The following is a 16,058-nucleotide window of genomic DNA, read 5'->3' as shown; positions in this document are numbered from 1 at the left end:
GGGCAGGTGTCGATCGGCTGATCTCGGTTGGTCACCGTGCCCACCCGGCGTGCCAATGACACCCAGGACCCCGGTCGCGTCGGTCTCGACGACCTCGCAGCCGTTCGGGTGGTCATGCCGCGCTCCGGGTCTCGAGTGGTTTCTCGGTGCCCCGCGGCAGGTGCGCGAGGTCGGGCCGGGTGGCGGTGACTGCGGTTGGGGGATCGAGCTGGGGGGGCAGGCCGGTCGCGGACCGCCGCCCGGTCACGAAACCAGTGCACCCGCCAAGGCGGACGAATAGCGCTGGGGTTTGGTGTCCCGGGCCAGGTTCCCTGGCTTCACCGTGATCGGGATCTGACCGAGCAACCCGCGCACCGCCGCCACCACCTCCTCGGTGGCCGCACCGCCATGTGTCTCCACCGTCACCGCACCCTGTTCGTCCTGGTGCAGTTGCCACGCGACGAGATCGAGGGGGGACAGCACGTGCGTCAGCTCGATCGAGTTCACCCACCGGCCGCTCGCCGCACGGTACCTCACCGGGTCCCTGCCCTCCAGGCCGGTCAGCACCGGCTCACCAGCCACGAAGGACAGTGCGGCGTGGTCGCCGGTCCGGTACCGGAGCAGGGGAAGCAGCGGGTTCTCGCCGCACGTCACCGTGATCTCGCCGCGTTCGCCCGGCGGGCACGGCTCGCCGGCCGGGGACAGGATCTCCACGTGCAGTCGTCTGGGCAGCAGGCGGTGCGGACCGTTGTCCGGGCGCCACGCCACCAGGCCTGCCTCCGTGATCCCGTACAGGTCCACTACCGGGCAGTCGAAGCGCGCGGCCAACGTCGACCGCAGGCCCTCGCCAAGGGCCATCGCGCCGCTCAGTACCGCCGCCGGGCGCGTGGTCAGCGGCAGTTCAGCCAGCTTCGCCAGGGAGATCGGGTTGCCCGTGTACAACTCCGGGGCGCAGGCGTCGAGGAACGCCACCCTGTCATCAGGGGTGCGCCAGCCGGACTCGTGCAGGTTCACCTTCACCACCCCGGCACCATCCAAATAGGACGACACCGACGCGAACTGGTACGCCACCGGCTGGTCGTACACGTTCACCAGCGACACCCGGGACGCGCCGCTGCGCAGGGGAACCCCCAGCTCCGACAGCAGGTACTGCATCACCGGCAGGTCGAGCGCGCAGAACTCCGGCGTCATCGGCACCGTCGCCGCCGGGCCCCGCGACCCGGAGGTCCGGTACACGATCAGGTCCGACAGGTCCGCGTCCTCGGGCACATGGGCTTCCGCGTGGGACAGCAGGTCGTGGCGGTCGGTCGTCGGGACCTCTGTCAGCGACGCGGGCGCCGGGCCGCGCCGGTAGCGCGGCACCGTCCGGTACACGCGTTCCACCAGCGGCATGATCCAGTCCGGTGCTGGGAAGCCGTCCGCCAGCTGCGTGCGGTACGCGACCAGGCTGTCCCTGGCCTTCGCGGTGAGCCGGTCGCCGCACGCGTGGTTGTACCGGGGTGCCGACGGGTGCGTGCGCAGGCGCGTCAGCATCGCCTCGGCCGCGGGCGTCATCAGCGGCCAGCGCTCGTCGTCGGTGAGCGCGGTCGCCGCCATGGGTTCGTAGTCGGCGACCGGGTAGTCCACGTGCCTGCTCATACCTGGCTGTACCTCGCCGCCGCTTCCTTGGCGCGCTGCTCTTCCATCGCCTTGCGGACCGCGGCGGCTCGTTCCTCCGCTTCCTTCGCCGCCACCAGGACCTCCTGCCGTCGCACGCTGTCCACTGTGGACAGACGGTCCGCCGACTGTGCCGGGGTCTCGTTCGCGGGCCGGAGTGACAGTGCGCGCAGCGTCAGGCGGGCCAGTTCCTCGCGGCGGTCCGGGTCCTGGGTGAAACGCTGCGGGTCCACCAGCTGTGACAGCTTGGCCAGGGCGGGGTCCGTCAGCCAGCTCTTCAGCGCCGCCGGGTCGGACGCGCGCAGCGACGGGTCGGTCAGCAGCCAGCACGCCACCAGCACCAGGCGCTGCCAGCGAGGCCCGTTCGCCTCGAACGGTGCCGCGGCCGCCGCGTCCAGTGCCGTGCCGCCTGCCATGAGCAGCACGTCCGACACCACCGCGGGCACCGCCACCGTCGCCGGGTCGGCCAGGAAGTCCGGTGGGGTGTCGGCGAGTCTGCGCGTCAGCTGTGCGACGGCCACGTCGGTCACCGTTCGCTCCTCTCGTACGTTCGCCTGCTGAACGCGGTCGCGAAGTCGACCAGCTCGTGCCAGCTCGTCACCTTGCGCACGTCCCAGCCCGGTGCCAGCGCGGCGATGCGTTCGCGTTCCCGCTCCGAGCGCAGCAGCAACAACAGGGTGCCGCCCGCGCCCGCTGCGTCCAACGCGGTCGACGAGATCCGCGAACCCGGTGTGCCGTGTTCGTCGGCCGGTGTGAACATCGTGTCGACACCGTCGTCGGAGATCACGACGATGTGGGTCGGGCGGTCGCGGTCGCGGTACGTGTCACGCAGCACGTGCAGCGGAAACGCCGTCGCACCACCGAAGTAGCCGGTCATGATGGACAGCACGGCACGCTCGTCGCGGACGAAACCGTCGGTGGTGGTGAACTGGCGGGTGCCGCTCCACAGCGTCGCCTGCACCCGCGCGCCGACCCGCAGCGCCGAGAGCGCGAGGATCGCGCCCGCCAGCGCCAGGTTCGACTCGTACCTTGCCGGGTTGGGGATCGAGCCCGACGAGTCCACGTAGATGTCCAGGTCGACCGGCTGCTTGTCCCGGCGGTCACCCTCGACCGTGCCCGCGATGCGCTGCACGGTCGTCACACCGGGTACCACCACCGGCGACCGCAGCGTGGTCGCGAGCCAGTCCACCGCCTCGACCGGCTCGCCGACGTCCCACTGGCCGTGCCCCTCCGGCAGCGGCTCGGTCGACAACGGCGTGGTCCGCACCGGGAACCGCACCAGGTGGGGCAGCGCCCGTTCGCGGTAGTAGCGCGCGGCCGCCTCCTGCGCCGAGATGTCGAGCCCGAGCTGCCGCAGCAGCTGGCCGTAGTCGAACGGCTGGCGGTACTGGCCGCCGGACGGCGGGCTGTCCTTGCCGGGGTCCGGCTCGGCCGCGTACTCGTTCACCTTCGGGTCCAGCGCCGGGTGCAGGATCTCGCCATCGTCGAGGCTCGTGAGCCCGGGGATGTGCGCGTCGGCGTCGAGCACGCCCACGCACAGCAGCCGCCGCATCCGTTCGGTGGCCTCCTCGACCGACTGCTCCAGGTACCGCAGGCACAGCGCGGCGAACCCGCCGGCACCGCCGAGCCAGTCGGTCGCGTACACCCGCGCCAGCTTCGCGCCGAGCTGGGCGTCGCCTTCCATCGCCGCGTCGACCTCACCCGCGGCGAGCGTGCCGCCCGGCAACGCCCACAGGATCTCGAAGATCCGCTGGTAGAACGTCCACAGTGGATCCGTCGAGCCGCGGACCCGCTGGTACACCTCCGCCATCCGCAGACCTCTGCTGCGCAGCAGCCGGTCGTTGATCAGCAGGTCCGCGTACATGTTCTGGATCATCCCCGCGTGCTGCTCCAGCCCGGGCAGCCCTCTGCGGACCCGCGCGAGCAGCCTGCCCTGGTCGGCGAGGTCCGCCGGGCACAGCACGTGGTGGCCGACCTCGTGCGCGAGCACCTCCAGTGGCAGGTCCTGCAGGCCGAGCCGCACGACCGCGTCGAGGTCGATCATCACCTGGCGGTCGAACAGCGAGAACGCGGCGAACGAGCCCGTGAGCCCCGCCTCCTCGGCGTTCGCTGTGGACGCGAACATCCTCGGGTCGTGCAGGTTGATGAACGGGCCCCACGCCCGCAGTGCGTCCGGCCAGTGCGTCCGCCACGTCCGCTCGAGGTCCATCAGCCGACCGTCCGCGCCACGAACAGGATGCCGTGCGTCCACGGCGTGGTCGCCGCCAGTGTGCCGCCCGCGCTGGCCCAGCTCGTCGCGCCGGCCAGCTCCGGCAGCTCCAGCGCCGCGCCGGTGGACGTGTCGGTGACCACGCCGCCCGCCTTCAGCACGAGCGGACCGACGTCACCGGGTTCGTCCGGCATCGCCGCGACCCGGCCGAGGCTCACGCCGAACCGGTCCGCGTAGACCCGCCACGCGTCCTCGCCGTCGGTCGCGTACCACCGCCCGTCCGAGGTGGACACCGTGGGCGGGCGGCGGAACGTGCCGCCGAACCCGCGGAAGCCGCCGACCCGCCGAGCCAGCAGCAGGACCGCCGAGTCGCGGCCGGTGCTGCCGGGGTCGAGCCACGGGTCCTCGGCCAGCCGTTCGAGGTCCACAGTGGACGACGTGCCGAGCGCGAGCCGCACCAGCGGGACGGGCAGCCGGCGCGCGGTCCGCAGCGCGGAAGAACGCAGTTGGGCGAGCCCGCGCCGCCACGCGGCGACCGCGCCCGCGTCCAGCAGCTCGGAAACGTTTGCGGTGTGCTGGCTCAGCTCGTGCATGGTGTCGAGCCAGCCGCCGGGGTCGCCGGTGGGGGAGACGTCCAGGTGGTGCAGGGCGTTCACGACCGCGACCGGCAGCCTGCGCGGCTCGGCGGCGACCAGGCCGGGGACCGAGGGCAGGAACCGCCGCAGCCCGTCCGCGACCGCGCCGGACGAACCCAGCCTGCCGCGGGCCGCGAGCGCGAGCGACAGCTCCACCAGCGCGTCGCACACCGGCTCGGGGTCGTGGTGCACGGCGTCGACGATCGGCCCGATCACGTCCCGCAGGTGCGTGAGGAACTCCTGCGGGTCCAGTGCCCGGGTGTGGTGCCGCGCGAGGCGGAACTGCTGGTTGTACCGCTCCCGGCGCGCGGCCAGGATGGTGTGGAACTGGTTCAGCGCTTCCACCTCAACCACGTCCGGTAGTTGACGTACCGCTGGTGCAGGTACTTGAGCGCGAGCGCGTCGTCGTACACGTGGCCGTACAGCTTGCGGCCGGAGCTCCACTCGGTGAGCAGCGCCTCGATCTTCGCGAGCCTGCCGGTGACGGTCTGCTCGTCGAGCCCGTCGAGGCCGTCGGCGAACTCGGCGAGCAGCGCACCGACCGGGTCGGCCACGTCCAGGTCGAGCCGGTCGTACTCGGCGCACGCGCGGTCGAACAGGTGCCGGATCCAGCTGACCCGGTCGGTCCGGTACGCCTGGGCACCCGGCTCGTCGAAGGCGGGGTTCGTGTCGTCGGCGTCCAGCTTGTCGTGCAGCACGTAGGGGAGGACCGCGCGCAGGTCGTCGAGCCCGACCTCGTCGCGGTCGCGGAAGTAGGCGAGCGCCTTCGCGTAGTGCAGCACGCTCTGCAGCGCGCGGACCGACAGCCCGCCGGTGGTCTGGGCGCCGATGTCGGCGATGCGGTCGCGCCCGGTCTCGCCCGCGGCCAGCAGGTGCGGCTCGACGCCGGCGAGCTTCGCGGTGTCCTTCGTGCGGTACTCGAACTGCTCGCCGGCTGGTTCGAGCAGCTCGAACTGCGCGGTGAAGAACTCGAGGCGGCGGCGCACCGTGTCGGGCAGGCGGACCCGCAGGATCTCGCTCGACATGCGGTCGTGCTCGGCCTGCGAGAACACGATCTCCGGCGGCACCAGCTCCTCGGGCCGCAGCCGCTGCTCGACGCGGGCGACCAGCTCGCCGAGGAAGCGGGAGTTGAACGCGAGCGCGTGCACGACCACGTCGATGCGGTCCCGGAGCGCCTCGATGACCTGGTAGGTGCCGCCGCCCGCGTCGTCGTTGGCGGTGAGGTACCAGGCGGAGTCGCTTGCCTCGTAGATCTGGTCGAAGACCTCCGCGTACCCGTCCGACATGAGCGTGAGCAGCGCGGACTGCGTGCGGGTCGGGATGCGGTTGTACTCGTCGATGATCTTCACGCGCATGGACAGCCAGCTGCGCCACGCGATGTCGATGTCCGCGGCGCGTTCGGCCTTGATCAGGTCGGCCGGGAGCGGCGTGCCGAGCAGGTCGGAGATCGTGAGCTGCGGGTGCCCGTGCTGCATGGCGCGCCGCACCTCGCGCAGCGGGTAGCCGGCGAGGACGCCCATGAGGATCGCGCTGGCGGTCTTGCCGCGACCCGGCCCGCCGACGAGCAGACACCGCCGCCGGACGGCGAACGTCAGCAAGGGGATGAGGACGAAGCTGGAGTAGCTCTGACCGCTGGGCAGGGTGAGGCGGGCCTTGCTGTCGCCGAGCGTCACCGACGGCGACGGCCCGTCGGAGAACTCCATGTCGTAGTGCGGGCTGATGATCGCGTGGTTGACGATCCAGAAGTACGCCTGGCGGAGCTTCTCGTCGAGCGGCAGCGACCCCGGCGCCGGGCCCGTGCCGAGGGGTGTCTCGTAGAGGGCGGCGACGTCGAAGTCAGGTTCGTGCGGGGCGCCACCCGGGAGGGTCGGCGCCTGCGAGACCTGCCGGTATGCGGCTGGAGGAGCTTCCACGAGGCACATCATGCCCAACCGCACCGACGCCCACAGCGAATTACCCGGTCCCGGGGGTGGGTTGTCCACAGCAGGAGGAGTTGTCCACAGGAACCCGGCTCACACCCGGTTTGTCGGTGCCTGCCGGTAGCCGGACATGGCGGGTGTCCCAGCCGAGCGTGTTCGACGACCACTGGAACTCGAGTTCGGGTGAAGGCTGGCCACCGGCGCGCCGGGCTGTGTGGGGGCATGTCGTCGAAGGGGGCGTCAACACCGCCGTGCCGCTCCTGGTGGGCCCCCGGTTCAGGACTGGGCATGGATCCGTGCTGATCACCGCGTGTCTGGTGGGGACGGTCGCCTGGTACGCCGTGCGTGCTGTGGTGCTGGGTGCGTGGTCACCGGGACTGGTCCGACGTGCCGGCGCGGCCGCGGCGGCCTGACAGTCAGTCGACCGGGGCGTTCGGCAGGCCTTCCTGTTGGAGCTTGCGCCAGCCGCCTGCCTTGTTGTTGGCGATGATCTGGCGGAACATGGCCAGCAGCGCGGGCTTGTTGATCTGCTCGCCCTCCCGGAACGACACCGTCCTGGCGGTCTTGTTGTCGTGACCCGCCGTGATGATGCCGTCCGGGTCGGGGACCATCGCGCCGTCGTAGACGAAGACGTTCACGTGGGTCTTCGCCGCCAGCAGAGCGCACACGTTGCCCTGGAGCACGAAGTACGGCTGGACCGTGCGCTTGATCGTCTCCTCGACCGCCGGGTCCGCTTCGTGCACCAGGGCGCGGACCTCGTGGCAGATCCGCTGCTGCCACTCCGGCAGCCGGTCGATGTAGTCGTCGACGCGCGGGTCGGTCACGTGGTCCATCGTTCCTCCGGGAGCACGGTCAGGCCGGCTTCGACCAGGTTCTGGATCATCATCCTTCATCACGGCGGCGGATGACATCCGGCGCGCGGCTCATGGCGTCCGTCCTGATCGTGCCCGCCGGCTCCCGGTGCGTTAGAACGGGTTGGTGACCCGGTCCTTCGCGCCGCTGCTCGTCGTGGCTGCCGCCTTCGTGTTCGGCGGGGCGGTGGTTCTCGGGTTCGCCGCGCTCGACGACGGCCTCGCCCGGGTGCTGGTGGCGGTCGCCGTGGTCGCGGTGGGGGCCGGGGTCGCGTTCCTCCCCGACGCGGACGTCGTCACCGTGGGCACGGGTCTTGTCGCGTTCGGGGCCGGGTTGTTCGGCAGCACCGCCACCACCGACGCCCTCCGTTACGGGCTGCCCGCACTCGTGCTGCTCGCGCTCGCTGCCACCGGGCCGAGGATCTGGCTCTCCGGCGCCGGCGTGCTCATCGCTCTCGCGCTTCCCGACAGCCTCGTGCTGGCCGCGGTGCTCACCCTCGTCGTGGTGTTCGCGGACGAGCGGGCCTGGTGGGGGGACCTCGCCGGGGCCGCGGCGGGTGTGGCCCTCCTGGCGCAGCCTTCCGTTGTGGCGGCGGCGAGTGCCGCGGTACTGCTGATGATCGCCGCGGTGCGGCGTGATCTTGTCACCGGGTTGCTCGCTGCCGCCGTTCTCGTCGTGCCCGCGCCCGCGCACGCCTGGCCGCTCGCCGTCGTCGTTGTCGTGGCGCTGGTCGCCATTCGGGTGCCCAGGGTCCGAACCACGGTCACCCGGTTGCCCGCACTGCGTGGCACCCGGCCCGCGCACGCCGCCGCCGGGGCCGCTGTCGTCGCCGCCGGTGGGCTTGTCGCGATCGCCCTGCAGTTGCCGTACGGGTGGCTCGTCATCGTCACGGTGCTGGTCGCAGGCGCGCTCGGCCACTGGCTGCCCGCACCCGCCGGGCCCGCGCTCGCCGTCGTCGCGCTCGTCGGACTCGGGGCCGGGCACGTCGCAGGCCTGCTCGCGCTCCTGGCCCTGCCGCTCCTCCTCCGGCATCCGACGCCACCGGTGTTCGCGGCCGCCGCCTTCCTCGCGTTGCGGGTCTCGCCACTCGACCCGTTGGTGTCCGTACTCGTCATCGGTGCGGTGGCGGTGGTGTTCGCGTTCTGGCGGAAGACGGCACCTGCCGGGCAGGCCGTCGGTGCGGTGGCGCTCGGTGCGGTGGCGCTCGCGGACGTGCGGCCGGAGGTCGTGGTGCTCGTGCTGGTGATGGCGTTGGCCGTGTCCACCGGGTGGCGGCCATCGGCTCCGCTCGTGGTCGCCGCCGCGTTCGCCATGTACCTCGCCGTGCCGCTCGTCGCCACCGGCGGCGCCGCAGACGGTGGCGTCGTGGCCGCTTTGCTGGTGGCCGCCGCGGCGCTCGTGGTCGCGGCGGTGTTCACCGCGCGTCGTCACGCATCGGGTGGTCGTCTCGTCCACCGGGCATGAACATCACGTTGTGGATCGGGCAGGGGCTGCTCGCGGCGATCTTCACGTTGTCCGGTGTGCTGAAGTCGACGCAGAGCCGGGACCGGATGATCGAGACCGGGCAGACGGCCGCGAAGATCGTGCCGCTGCCGTTCATGCGGGTCGCCGGGGTGTCCGAGCTGGCCGGGGTGCTCGGCGTGCTCCTGCCGTGGGCCACGGGCGTGGCCGGTTCGCGGACCTGTGACACCCGGGGCAGTCCGCCACCGGCGGAGCACCCCATGCGGGTGTCCTACCGCAGCAGCCCGCTGTCCAGGAAGGCCAGCGCTTCGTCGAGCTTGGCCAGGACGAGGCGGTCCTCGGTACGTACCCAGTCCAGCGCCGCGGTCAGCAGCACGCCGAAGAAGGCGCCCACCGTGGCCCGCAGTTCCGGGTCCTCCGCGGACCTGCCGACCCGCTCCGCGCTCAGGTTCATCATGATCTCGAGCGAGTTCCGGGTGTCGTTGAGGGTGGCACCCCACAGTTCGGGCACCGACAGCACCAGCCGCCCGCGTTCGAGCTGACCGGTGATCTCGTCCTCGGTCATGTTCGCGAAGGAACCCCGCAGCGCGTGCCGCCACGCCTGGACCAGGCTCAGCTCGGGCGGCTGGCGCTGGAACTCCGCGAAGATCACCGGGTCGTACGGGTCGAACACGACCAGTTCTTCCTTGGTGGGGAAGTAGCGGAACACGGTGCTCGGCGACACCTCGGCCGCCTCCGCGATCTGCTCCACCGTCGTCGCGGCGAAACCCTGCTCGGTGAACAGGCGGACCGCGTGGCGCTGGATGGCGGCCTTGGTCTTCGCCTTCTTGCGCTCACGCAGCCCGCCGGTACTGCTAGCGGATGGCGACGTCATGACCCGATTCTGCTGGTTCGGGCGCGGTCGCGGCGACCCGGGTGGCACGGGCCGGGAGGAACAGCAGCGTCAGCACCACGCCTGCCACGGTGACCGCGGCGCCCACCCACGCGAGCTGGACCAGCCCGTCGACGAACGCGGTACGCACCTCGGTGAGCAACGCGGCCGAGCCCAGCTGGTCGGCGACCGCGACACCCGCGAACACGCTGTCCCGCACCGCGTCCGCCGCCTGCGCGGGCAGGCCGGTGAGAGTGAGATTGTCGGCGTAGCCCGCGTTGAGCACGCTGCCGAGGATCGCCGCGGCGAGCGGACCGCCGAGCTTCTGCACGGCCTGGTTCAGCGCCGACGCCACCCCGGCGCGGTCCTCGGTGATGGCCGAGAGCGCCGCGCTCGCCGCGGTCGCGAGTGCGAGCCCCGCACCGAGCCCGCCGAGTGCCAGCCAGGTGGCCGCGAGGCCGTAGCCGCTGGTCGCGGTGGTGGCGGTGAGGACGACGAGCGCGCCGATGAGGATCAGGAACCCGAGCGTGACGGTGATCTTCGCGCCCACCCGCGCGGCGAGCCGGTCCGCGCCGCCCGCGCCGACCATCATGCCGCCGAGCAGTGGGAGCAGCCGCACGCCACTGCCCATCGCGTCGGTGCCGAGGACGGCCTGGAAGTACTGCGGCGCCGCGAACAGCATGCCGAAGAACGCGAAGGTGCCGAGCCCGGCGATGATCGTGCCCCACAGGAAACGCTTGTTGGCGAACAAGGTCAGGTCGATGAGCGCACGCGTGCCGCGCGCCTTCTCCCACCACCCGAACGCGGCGAGGAGCACGAGCCCGCCGATGATGCCGCCGAGCGACCCGGCCGAGTCCCAGCCGTCCTGGCCCGCCTTCACCATGCCGAACGTGAGCACGGCGAGCCCGGTGCTGGAGGTCGCGATGCCGAACGGGTCGAGCGAGGGCCGCCGAGGGCTGCGGGACTCCGGCAGCAGCACCATGACCGCGACCAGCGCGAGCGCCAGAACCGGCAGGTTCATCAGGAAGACCCAGCCCCACCACAGGTTCGACAGCACCCAGCCGCCGACGATCGGCCCCAGCGGCAGCGCGAGGAAGTTCGCCGCGGCCCAGATGCCGACCGCGCGTGGCCGTTCCTCCGCGGTGAACATGACCGCGAGCCCGGACAGGACCAGCGGGATCACGAACGCGGCACCCAGTCCGAGCACCGCCTGCGCGGCGATGAACATCGCCGGGTTCTTCGCGGTCGCCGCCAGCACCGACCCCACCGCGTAGATCAGCAGCGCGAGGACCAGCACCTTCTTGCGGCCGAACCGGTCGCCGAGCAGTCCGCCAGGCAGCACACCGGCGGCCAGCACGAGCGTGTACGCGGACACGAACCACTGCAGCTCGGACGCGTCCGCGCCCAGCGCCGGTGCGAGCGTCGGCAGCGCGACGGACAGGATCGTCGCCGGCAGCGCGACCGCGAGCACCACGAGGCTGAGCGCCCCCAGCGCCCACCACCTACGTACCCCAGCCATAGCTCCTCGTTTCAGTAGTAGACACTGAAATGAGAGTAGACTGTCAGATAAGAGTTGACCAGCACAAAAGCGCGCGACCCCCGAGCTGGGAGGCCTCGGGGGTCGCGCGATTCGTGCTGCTCAGGAACGCAGGTCGGGGAAGTCCTCCTCGCGGAACTCGCCCGTCACCGCGGCCAGCGGGTCCGCGTGGACCTCGCGCTCGCGGCCGCGCAACTCGACGCGGCGGATCTTGCCGGAGATAGTCTTCGGCAGTTCGGTGAACTCGAGGCGGCGGATCCGCTTGTAGGGGGCCAGGTTCTCGCGCGCGAACGCGAGGATCGACCGTGCCGTGTCGGCGTCGGGGGAGTGGCCCGCCGCGAGCACCACGTACGCCTTCGGCACCGCGAGCCGGATCGGGTCCGGCGACGGGACCACCGCCGCCTCGGCCACCGCCTCGTGCTCGATCAGCACGCTCTCCAGCTCGAACGGCGAGATGCGGTAGTCGGACGCCTTGAACACGTCGTCCGCGCGGCCGACGTAGGTGATGTAGCCCTCCGCGTCGCGGGAGCCGACGTCACCGGTGTGGTAGAAGCCGTCGCGCATCGCCTCGGCCGTGCGCTCGTCGTCGTCCGCGTAGCCCACCATCAGGCCGACCGGCCTGCGCGACAGGTCGATGCAGATCTCGCCCTCGTCGCTCGGCGCCCCGGTCGCGCCGACCAGCGCGATGCCGAACCCCGGCAGCGCGCGGCCCATCGAGCCCGGCTTCACCGGCTGGCCCGGCGTGTTCGCCACTTGCACCGACGTCTCGGTCTGCCCGAAGCCGTCGCGGATCGTCACCCCCCACGACTTGCTGACCTGCTCGATCACCTCGGGATTGAGCGGCTCACCCGCGCCGACCACCTTGCGCGGCGGCGTCTTCAGCACCGTCAGGTCCGCCTGGATCAGCATCCGCCACACCGTCGGCGGCGCGCAGAACGACGTGACACCGCAGCGGTCCATCACGTTCATCAGCTCGACCGCGTCGAAGCGGTCGTAGTTGTGGATGAAGACGGTCGCCTCGGCGTTCCACGGCGCGAACACGTTGCTCCACGCGTGCTTCGCCCAGCCCGGCGAGGAGATGTTGAGGTGCACGTCGCCCGGCTCGAGGCCGATCCAGTACATCGTGGACAGATGGCCGACCGGGTAGGAGACGTGCGTGTGCTGCACCAGCTTCGGCCGCGCGGTCGTGCCGGAGGTGAAGTACAGCAACAGAGTGTCGTCGGCGTTCGTCGCCGCGTCCTGCGTGAAGTCGGCGGACGAACCGTCCGCGTCGGCGAAGTCCAGCCAGCCGTCGACCGCTTCACCCACCGCGATACGGGTGTATTGCCCGGGCACGTCGGCGAACTTCTCCGTGTCGGCCGAGCGCACCACCACGTGCGCCGCCCCACCGCGGTCCACACGGTCCCGCAGGTCGGCCGCACCCAGCAGCGTCGACGCCGGGATCAGCACCGCGCCGAGCTTCATGGCCGCGAGGATCGTGAGCCACAGCTCGCCCTGGTTGCCGAGCATGAGGATGAGCCGGTCGCCGCGCCGCACACCGTTCGCGCGCAGCCAGTTCGCCACCTGGTTCGACCTGCGGGAGACGTCCGCGAAGGTCCACCTGAGCTCGCTGCCGTCCTCCTCGACGATCCACAGCGCGAGTCTCGACGCGGTGGGTTCGCTCGCGGCCACCGCGTCGAACCAGTCGATGGCCCAGTTGAACTCGGTCAGGTTCGGCCATTCGAACTCCGCGCTCGCGCGGAGGTAGTCCGTCCGGTGCTCCAGCAGGAAGTCCCGTGCCGCACGGAACTTCTCGGTGGCTGCGCTGCTCACCTTCGGTGCCCTCCTACCTTCCGTTGAACTTCGGTGCCCGCCGCTCCAGGAAGGCGGCTACCGCCTCACCAAGATCCTCACTCGGCAGGAACGCCGCGTTCCACGCGGCCACGTACCGCAAACCCTCGGCGACCTCGGCCTCCCGCCGGTGGCCGAGCACGTCCTTCACGCCCTGGACCACCAGCGGCGGGTTCGCCGCGATGTCGGCCGCCAGCTCCCTGGCCGCGGCCAGCACCGCCTCCTGGTCCGGGTACACGTCGTTGACCAGGCCGATCTTCTCGGCGCGGGCCGCGTCGACGTCCTTGCCGGTGTACGCCAGCTCGCGCAGGTGCCCCTCGCCGACGATGCCGGCCAGCCGCTGGAGGCTGCCGAGGTCCGCGACGATCGCGACCTTGACCTCGCGGACGCTGAACTTGGCGTCGGCGCTCGCCAGCCGGATGTCGGCCGCCGCGATCACGTCCAGCCCGCCGCCGATGCACCACCCGCTGACCGCCGCGACCACCGGCTTGCGGCACGCGGCGATCGCCGTCACCGACCGCTGCAGCGAGCGGACCTCGTCGAGGAAGTCGGTGCGCGGCTTCGCGAGCGACTTCTCGCCGAGCATGGGTGCCCAGCTGCCCGACATGGCGGGCAGGTCCAGGCCGTAGGAGAAGTTCCTGCCGCTGCCGGTGAGCACGACCGCCCGCACAGCCTCGTCGCGGTCCAGCTCCCCGAAGACCTCCGGCAGCTCGCGCCAGAAGTCGGGTCCCATGGCGTTGCCCTTGCCAGGGCCGAGCAGCGTCACCTCGGCGACGCCGTCGCTGAGGTCGACCTTGAGCGATACAAGGTTGTCGGTCATGCGGCCCCTCACCCGTTCAGTCGGCCTGATTCTTACTCGCAGTATGTCCTACCAGCGCACCGAGTTCGCCCGATCGTGTCGGCCGGGGTTTGGCAGTCTGAGCCGACATGGGCGTTACCGTCCGGATCGAGCGGGATCTTCACGTTAAGGAGGGCGCGCATGGCTCGGGAGAGCGTGATGTCGACGCCGATCTTCGACCAACTGCTGCGCGAGATGGCACAGCGGGCCGAGCCGCGCGCCACCGCGCAGGAGCAGCCGTCCGGCCACGAGCCGGACCAGCCGCCCGCCGCGGGCAGACGCCGCCACCGCGCGGACTGACCCCGCCGAACACCCAGCTCGCGCCGCCGTCGGCGTGACCGCGAGCACAACCGCGAGCCACTTTCGCGCCCTCTTCTGGGAATTCCCAGCGGGCAATTCCGGCAGTCCGGAACAAAACGCACAGGCTGTCTGGAACATCACTCGCGCTGCCCACGCCAGGTCTTTAGCAAGGCGAACGAAACGAGCTAGCCTTGCCGGAGAACCTGATGTGAGGGGGCTTCACCGTGTCGTCTGTGCGGTCGCTCGCCGAACTCGGCCCGCACTACAAGTGGATCGCGTTGTCCAACACCACGCTGGGCATGCTGATCGCGACGATCAACTCGTCGATCGTGCTGATCGCCCTGCCGGACGTGTTCCAGGGGATCGGGATCAACCCGCTCGATCCCGCCAACACCAGCTACCTGCTGTGGATGATCATGGGTTTCCTGATCGTCACCGCCGTGCTGGTGGTCAGTTTCGGGCGCCTCGGTGACATGTACGGGCGTGCCCGCATGTACAACCTCGGCTTCCTGATCTTCACGATCTCGTCGATCCTGCTCGCGATCACCTGGATGTCCGGCGACGCGGCCGCGCTGTGGCTGATCGGCTGGCGGGTCGTGCAGGGCGTCGGCGGCGCGTTCCTCATGGCCAACTCGAGCGCGATCCTCACCGACGCGTTCCCCGCCAACCAGCGCGGTCTCGCGCTCGGCATCAACGGCGTCGCCGCGGTCGCGGGCTCGTTCCTCGGCCTGGTCGTCGGCGGTGTGCTGGCGCCGGTCAACTGGCACTGGGTGTTCCTCGTATCCGTCCCGTTCGGGGTGATCGGCACCATCTGGGCGTACCTGCGGCTGCACGACACCTCGCCGCGGCAGAAGGCGCACCTCGACTGGGGCGGCAACATCACGTTCGCGGCCGGCCTGATCGCCGTGATGGTCGCGATCACCTACGGGCTCCAGCCCTACGGCGGCCACCCGATGGGCTGGACGAACCCGTGGGTCCTCGGCGCGCTCATCGGCGGGCTGGCCGTACTGGGCCTGTTCGCGTGGCTCGAGCTGCGCACGGCGAACCCGCTGTTCGACCTGTCCCTGTTCAAGATCCGGGTGTTCAGCCTCGGCAACCTCGCGAACCTGATGGCCTCGCTGGGCCGGGGTGGGCTCCAGTTCATCCTGATCATCTGGCTGCAGGGCATCTGGCTACCGCAGCACGGCTACTCCTACGAGGAGACACCGCTGTGGGCCGGCATCTACATGCTGCCCATGACCGTCGGTTTCCTGATCGCGGCACCGTTGTCCGGGATCCTGTCCGACCGGCGCGGGGCCACGTTCTTCACCACCGGCGGCATGGTGCTGACCGCGCTGACGTTCTTCCTGCTCACCGAGCTGCCGGTGAACTTCCCGTACCCGCTGTTCGCCGCGCTGCTGGTGGTCAACGGGATCGGGATGGGCATGTTCACGTCGCCGAACCGGGCCGAGGTCATGTCGTCGCTGCCGGGCAACGCGCGGGGCGCGGGAGCGGGCATGACCGCCACGTTCCAGAACTCGGCGATGGTGCTGTCCATCGGGATCTTCTTCAGCCTCATCATCGCCGGGTTGTCGACGACGCTGCCCGCTGCCATGAACACCGGCCTCACCACGCACGGCGTGCCTGCCGACGCCGCGAACCAGCTGGCGCAGCTGCCCGCGGTCGCGGTCCTGTTCGCCGCGTTCCTCGGCTACAACCCGATCGAGCACCTGCTCGGCGGGTCGCTGTCCGGGCTGCCGCCGGACCAGGCCGCGTTCCTGACCGGGCACAGCTTCTTCCCGAGCCTGGTGACCCAGCCGTTCGCGGACGGCCTGCACATCGCGTTCTGGTTCGCGATCATCGCGAGCCTGGTGGCCGCGGTCGCCTCGTGGTTCGGCCGGACCCGCAGCGGCAAGGCAGGCGTGGTGGCGGAACCGGCGCCACTGGGTGCGCCGGTGCCGGACACGGCGGGCTGAGCCGGGATGATGCCCG

General features: G+C 71.1%; 13 protein-coding genes and 1 pseudogene. 4 read left to right on the top strand and 10 right to left on the bottom strand.

All coding sequences use genetic code 11. The features are described 5' to 3' along the window. Nucleotides 1–243: 243 nt before the first annotated feature. From FHR82_RS42875 to FHR82_RS42850, 6 genes are all read right to left on the bottom strand, one after another. A complete protein-coding gene (locus FHR82_RS42875) occupies nt 244–1,617 on the bottom strand; it encodes an AMP-binding protein (RefSeq protein ID WP_184816439.1) in 1,374 nt (457 codons plus the stop codon). Continuing rightward, nucleotides 1,614–2,165, bottom strand: coding sequence for a hypothetical protein (locus FHR82_RS42870; RefSeq protein ID WP_184816438.1), 552 nt, complete (start codon nt 2,163–2,165; stop codon nt 1,614–1,616). The genes FHR82_RS42875 and FHR82_RS42870 overlap by 4 nt, the downstream gene beginning before the upstream one ends. Beyond that, nucleotides 2,162–3,844 carry a VWA domain-containing protein gene (locus tag FHR82_RS42865; RefSeq protein ID WP_184816437.1) on the bottom strand — a complete coding sequence of 561 codons (1,683 nt, stop codon included), beginning with the start codon at nt 3,842–3,844 and terminating at the stop codon, nt 2,162–2,164. Before FHR82_RS42865 ends, FHR82_RS42870 begins: the two co-directional genes overlap by 4 nt. Then, nucleotides 3,844–4,833, bottom strand: a complete 990-nt coding sequence (locus FHR82_RS42860; protein ID WP_184816436.1) for a serine/threonine-protein kinase — start codon at nt 4,831–4,833, stop codon at nt 3,844–3,846. The genes FHR82_RS42865 and FHR82_RS42860 overlap by 1 nt, the downstream gene beginning before the upstream one ends. Beyond that, nucleotides 4,812–6,392, bottom strand: a complete 1,581-nt coding sequence (locus tag FHR82_RS42855) for an AAA family ATPase (RefSeq protein ID WP_221464993.1) — start codon at nt 6,390–6,392, stop codon at nt 4,812–4,814. Before FHR82_RS42855 ends, FHR82_RS42860 begins: the two co-directional genes overlap by 22 nt. 422 nt (nt 6,393–6,814) lie before the next feature. After that, on the bottom strand, nt 6,815–7,231 hold the full coding sequence (locus tag FHR82_RS42850; RefSeq protein WP_184816435.1) for a DUF1801 domain-containing protein: 417 nt from the start codon (nt 7,229–7,231) through the stop codon (nt 6,815–6,817). Between the two features lie 145 nt (nt 7,232–7,376). On the opposite strand from FHR82_RS42850, the gene FHR82_RS42845 reads away from it, so the two are divergent. Beyond that, on the top strand, nt 7,377–8,714 hold the full coding sequence (locus FHR82_RS42845; RefSeq protein WP_184816434.1) for a hypothetical protein: 1,338 nt from the start codon (nt 7,377–7,379) through the stop codon (nt 8,712–8,714). Further along, nucleotides 8,711–8,851, top strand: a pseudogene (locus tag FHR82_RS42840) (DoxX family protein); the annotation flags it as partial. The gene FHR82_RS42845 and the pseudogene FHR82_RS42840, both read left to right, overlap by 4 nt. 131 nt (nt 8,852–8,982) lie before the next feature. On the opposite strand, the gene FHR82_RS42835 reads toward FHR82_RS42840, so the two are convergent. From FHR82_RS42835 to FHR82_RS42820, 4 genes are all read right to left on the bottom strand, one after another. Next, on the bottom strand, nt 8,983–9,585 hold the full coding sequence (locus FHR82_RS42835) for a TetR/AcrR family transcriptional regulator (RefSeq protein WP_184816433.1): 603 nt from the start codon (nt 9,583–9,585) through the stop codon (nt 8,983–8,985). Then, nucleotides 9,566–11,101 (bottom strand): MFS transporter, encoded by a 1,536-nt coding sequence (locus FHR82_RS42830; RefSeq protein ID WP_184816432.1) that lies wholly within the window; start codon nt 11,099–11,101, stop codon nt 9,566–9,568. Before FHR82_RS42830 ends, FHR82_RS42835 begins: the two co-directional genes overlap by 20 nt. A 120-nt stretch (nt 11,102–11,221) precedes the next feature. Continuing rightward, on the bottom strand, nt 11,222–12,931 hold the full coding sequence (locus FHR82_RS42825) for an AMP-binding protein (protein WP_184816431.1): 1,710 nt from the start codon (nt 12,929–12,931) through the stop codon (nt 11,222–11,224). 13 nt (nt 12,932–12,944) lie between these two features. Further along, nucleotides 12,945–13,769: a crotonase/enoyl-CoA hydratase family protein gene (locus FHR82_RS42820; RefSeq protein ID WP_184816430.1), complete on the bottom strand. Its 825-nt coding sequence runs from the start codon at nt 13,767–13,769 to the stop codon at nt 12,945–12,947. A 159-nt stretch (nt 13,770–13,928) separates the two neighbouring features. On the opposite strand from FHR82_RS42820, the gene FHR82_RS42815 reads away from it, so the two are divergent. Both FHR82_RS42815 and FHR82_RS42810 read left to right on the top strand, forming a co-directional pair. Further along, a complete protein-coding gene (locus tag FHR82_RS42815) occupies nt 13,929–14,087 on the top strand; it encodes a hypothetical protein (protein WP_184816429.1) in 159 nt (52 codons plus the stop codon). Between the two features lie 299 nt (nt 14,088–14,386). Next, complete coding sequence (locus FHR82_RS42810) at nt 14,387–16,042, top strand: MFS transporter (protein WP_184816486.1); 1,656 nt, start codon at nt 14,387–14,389, stop codon at nt 16,040–16,042. Nucleotides 16,043–16,058 lie beyond the last annotated feature (16 nt).

Source organism: Actinophytocola algeriensis, from assembly GCF_014203735.1.
Taxonomy (GTDB): Bacteria; Actinomycetota; Actinomycetes; order Mycobacteriales; family Pseudonocardiaceae; genus Actinophytocola; species Actinophytocola algeriensis.
This window is presented reverse-complemented; position numbering and strand designations above follow the sequence as displayed.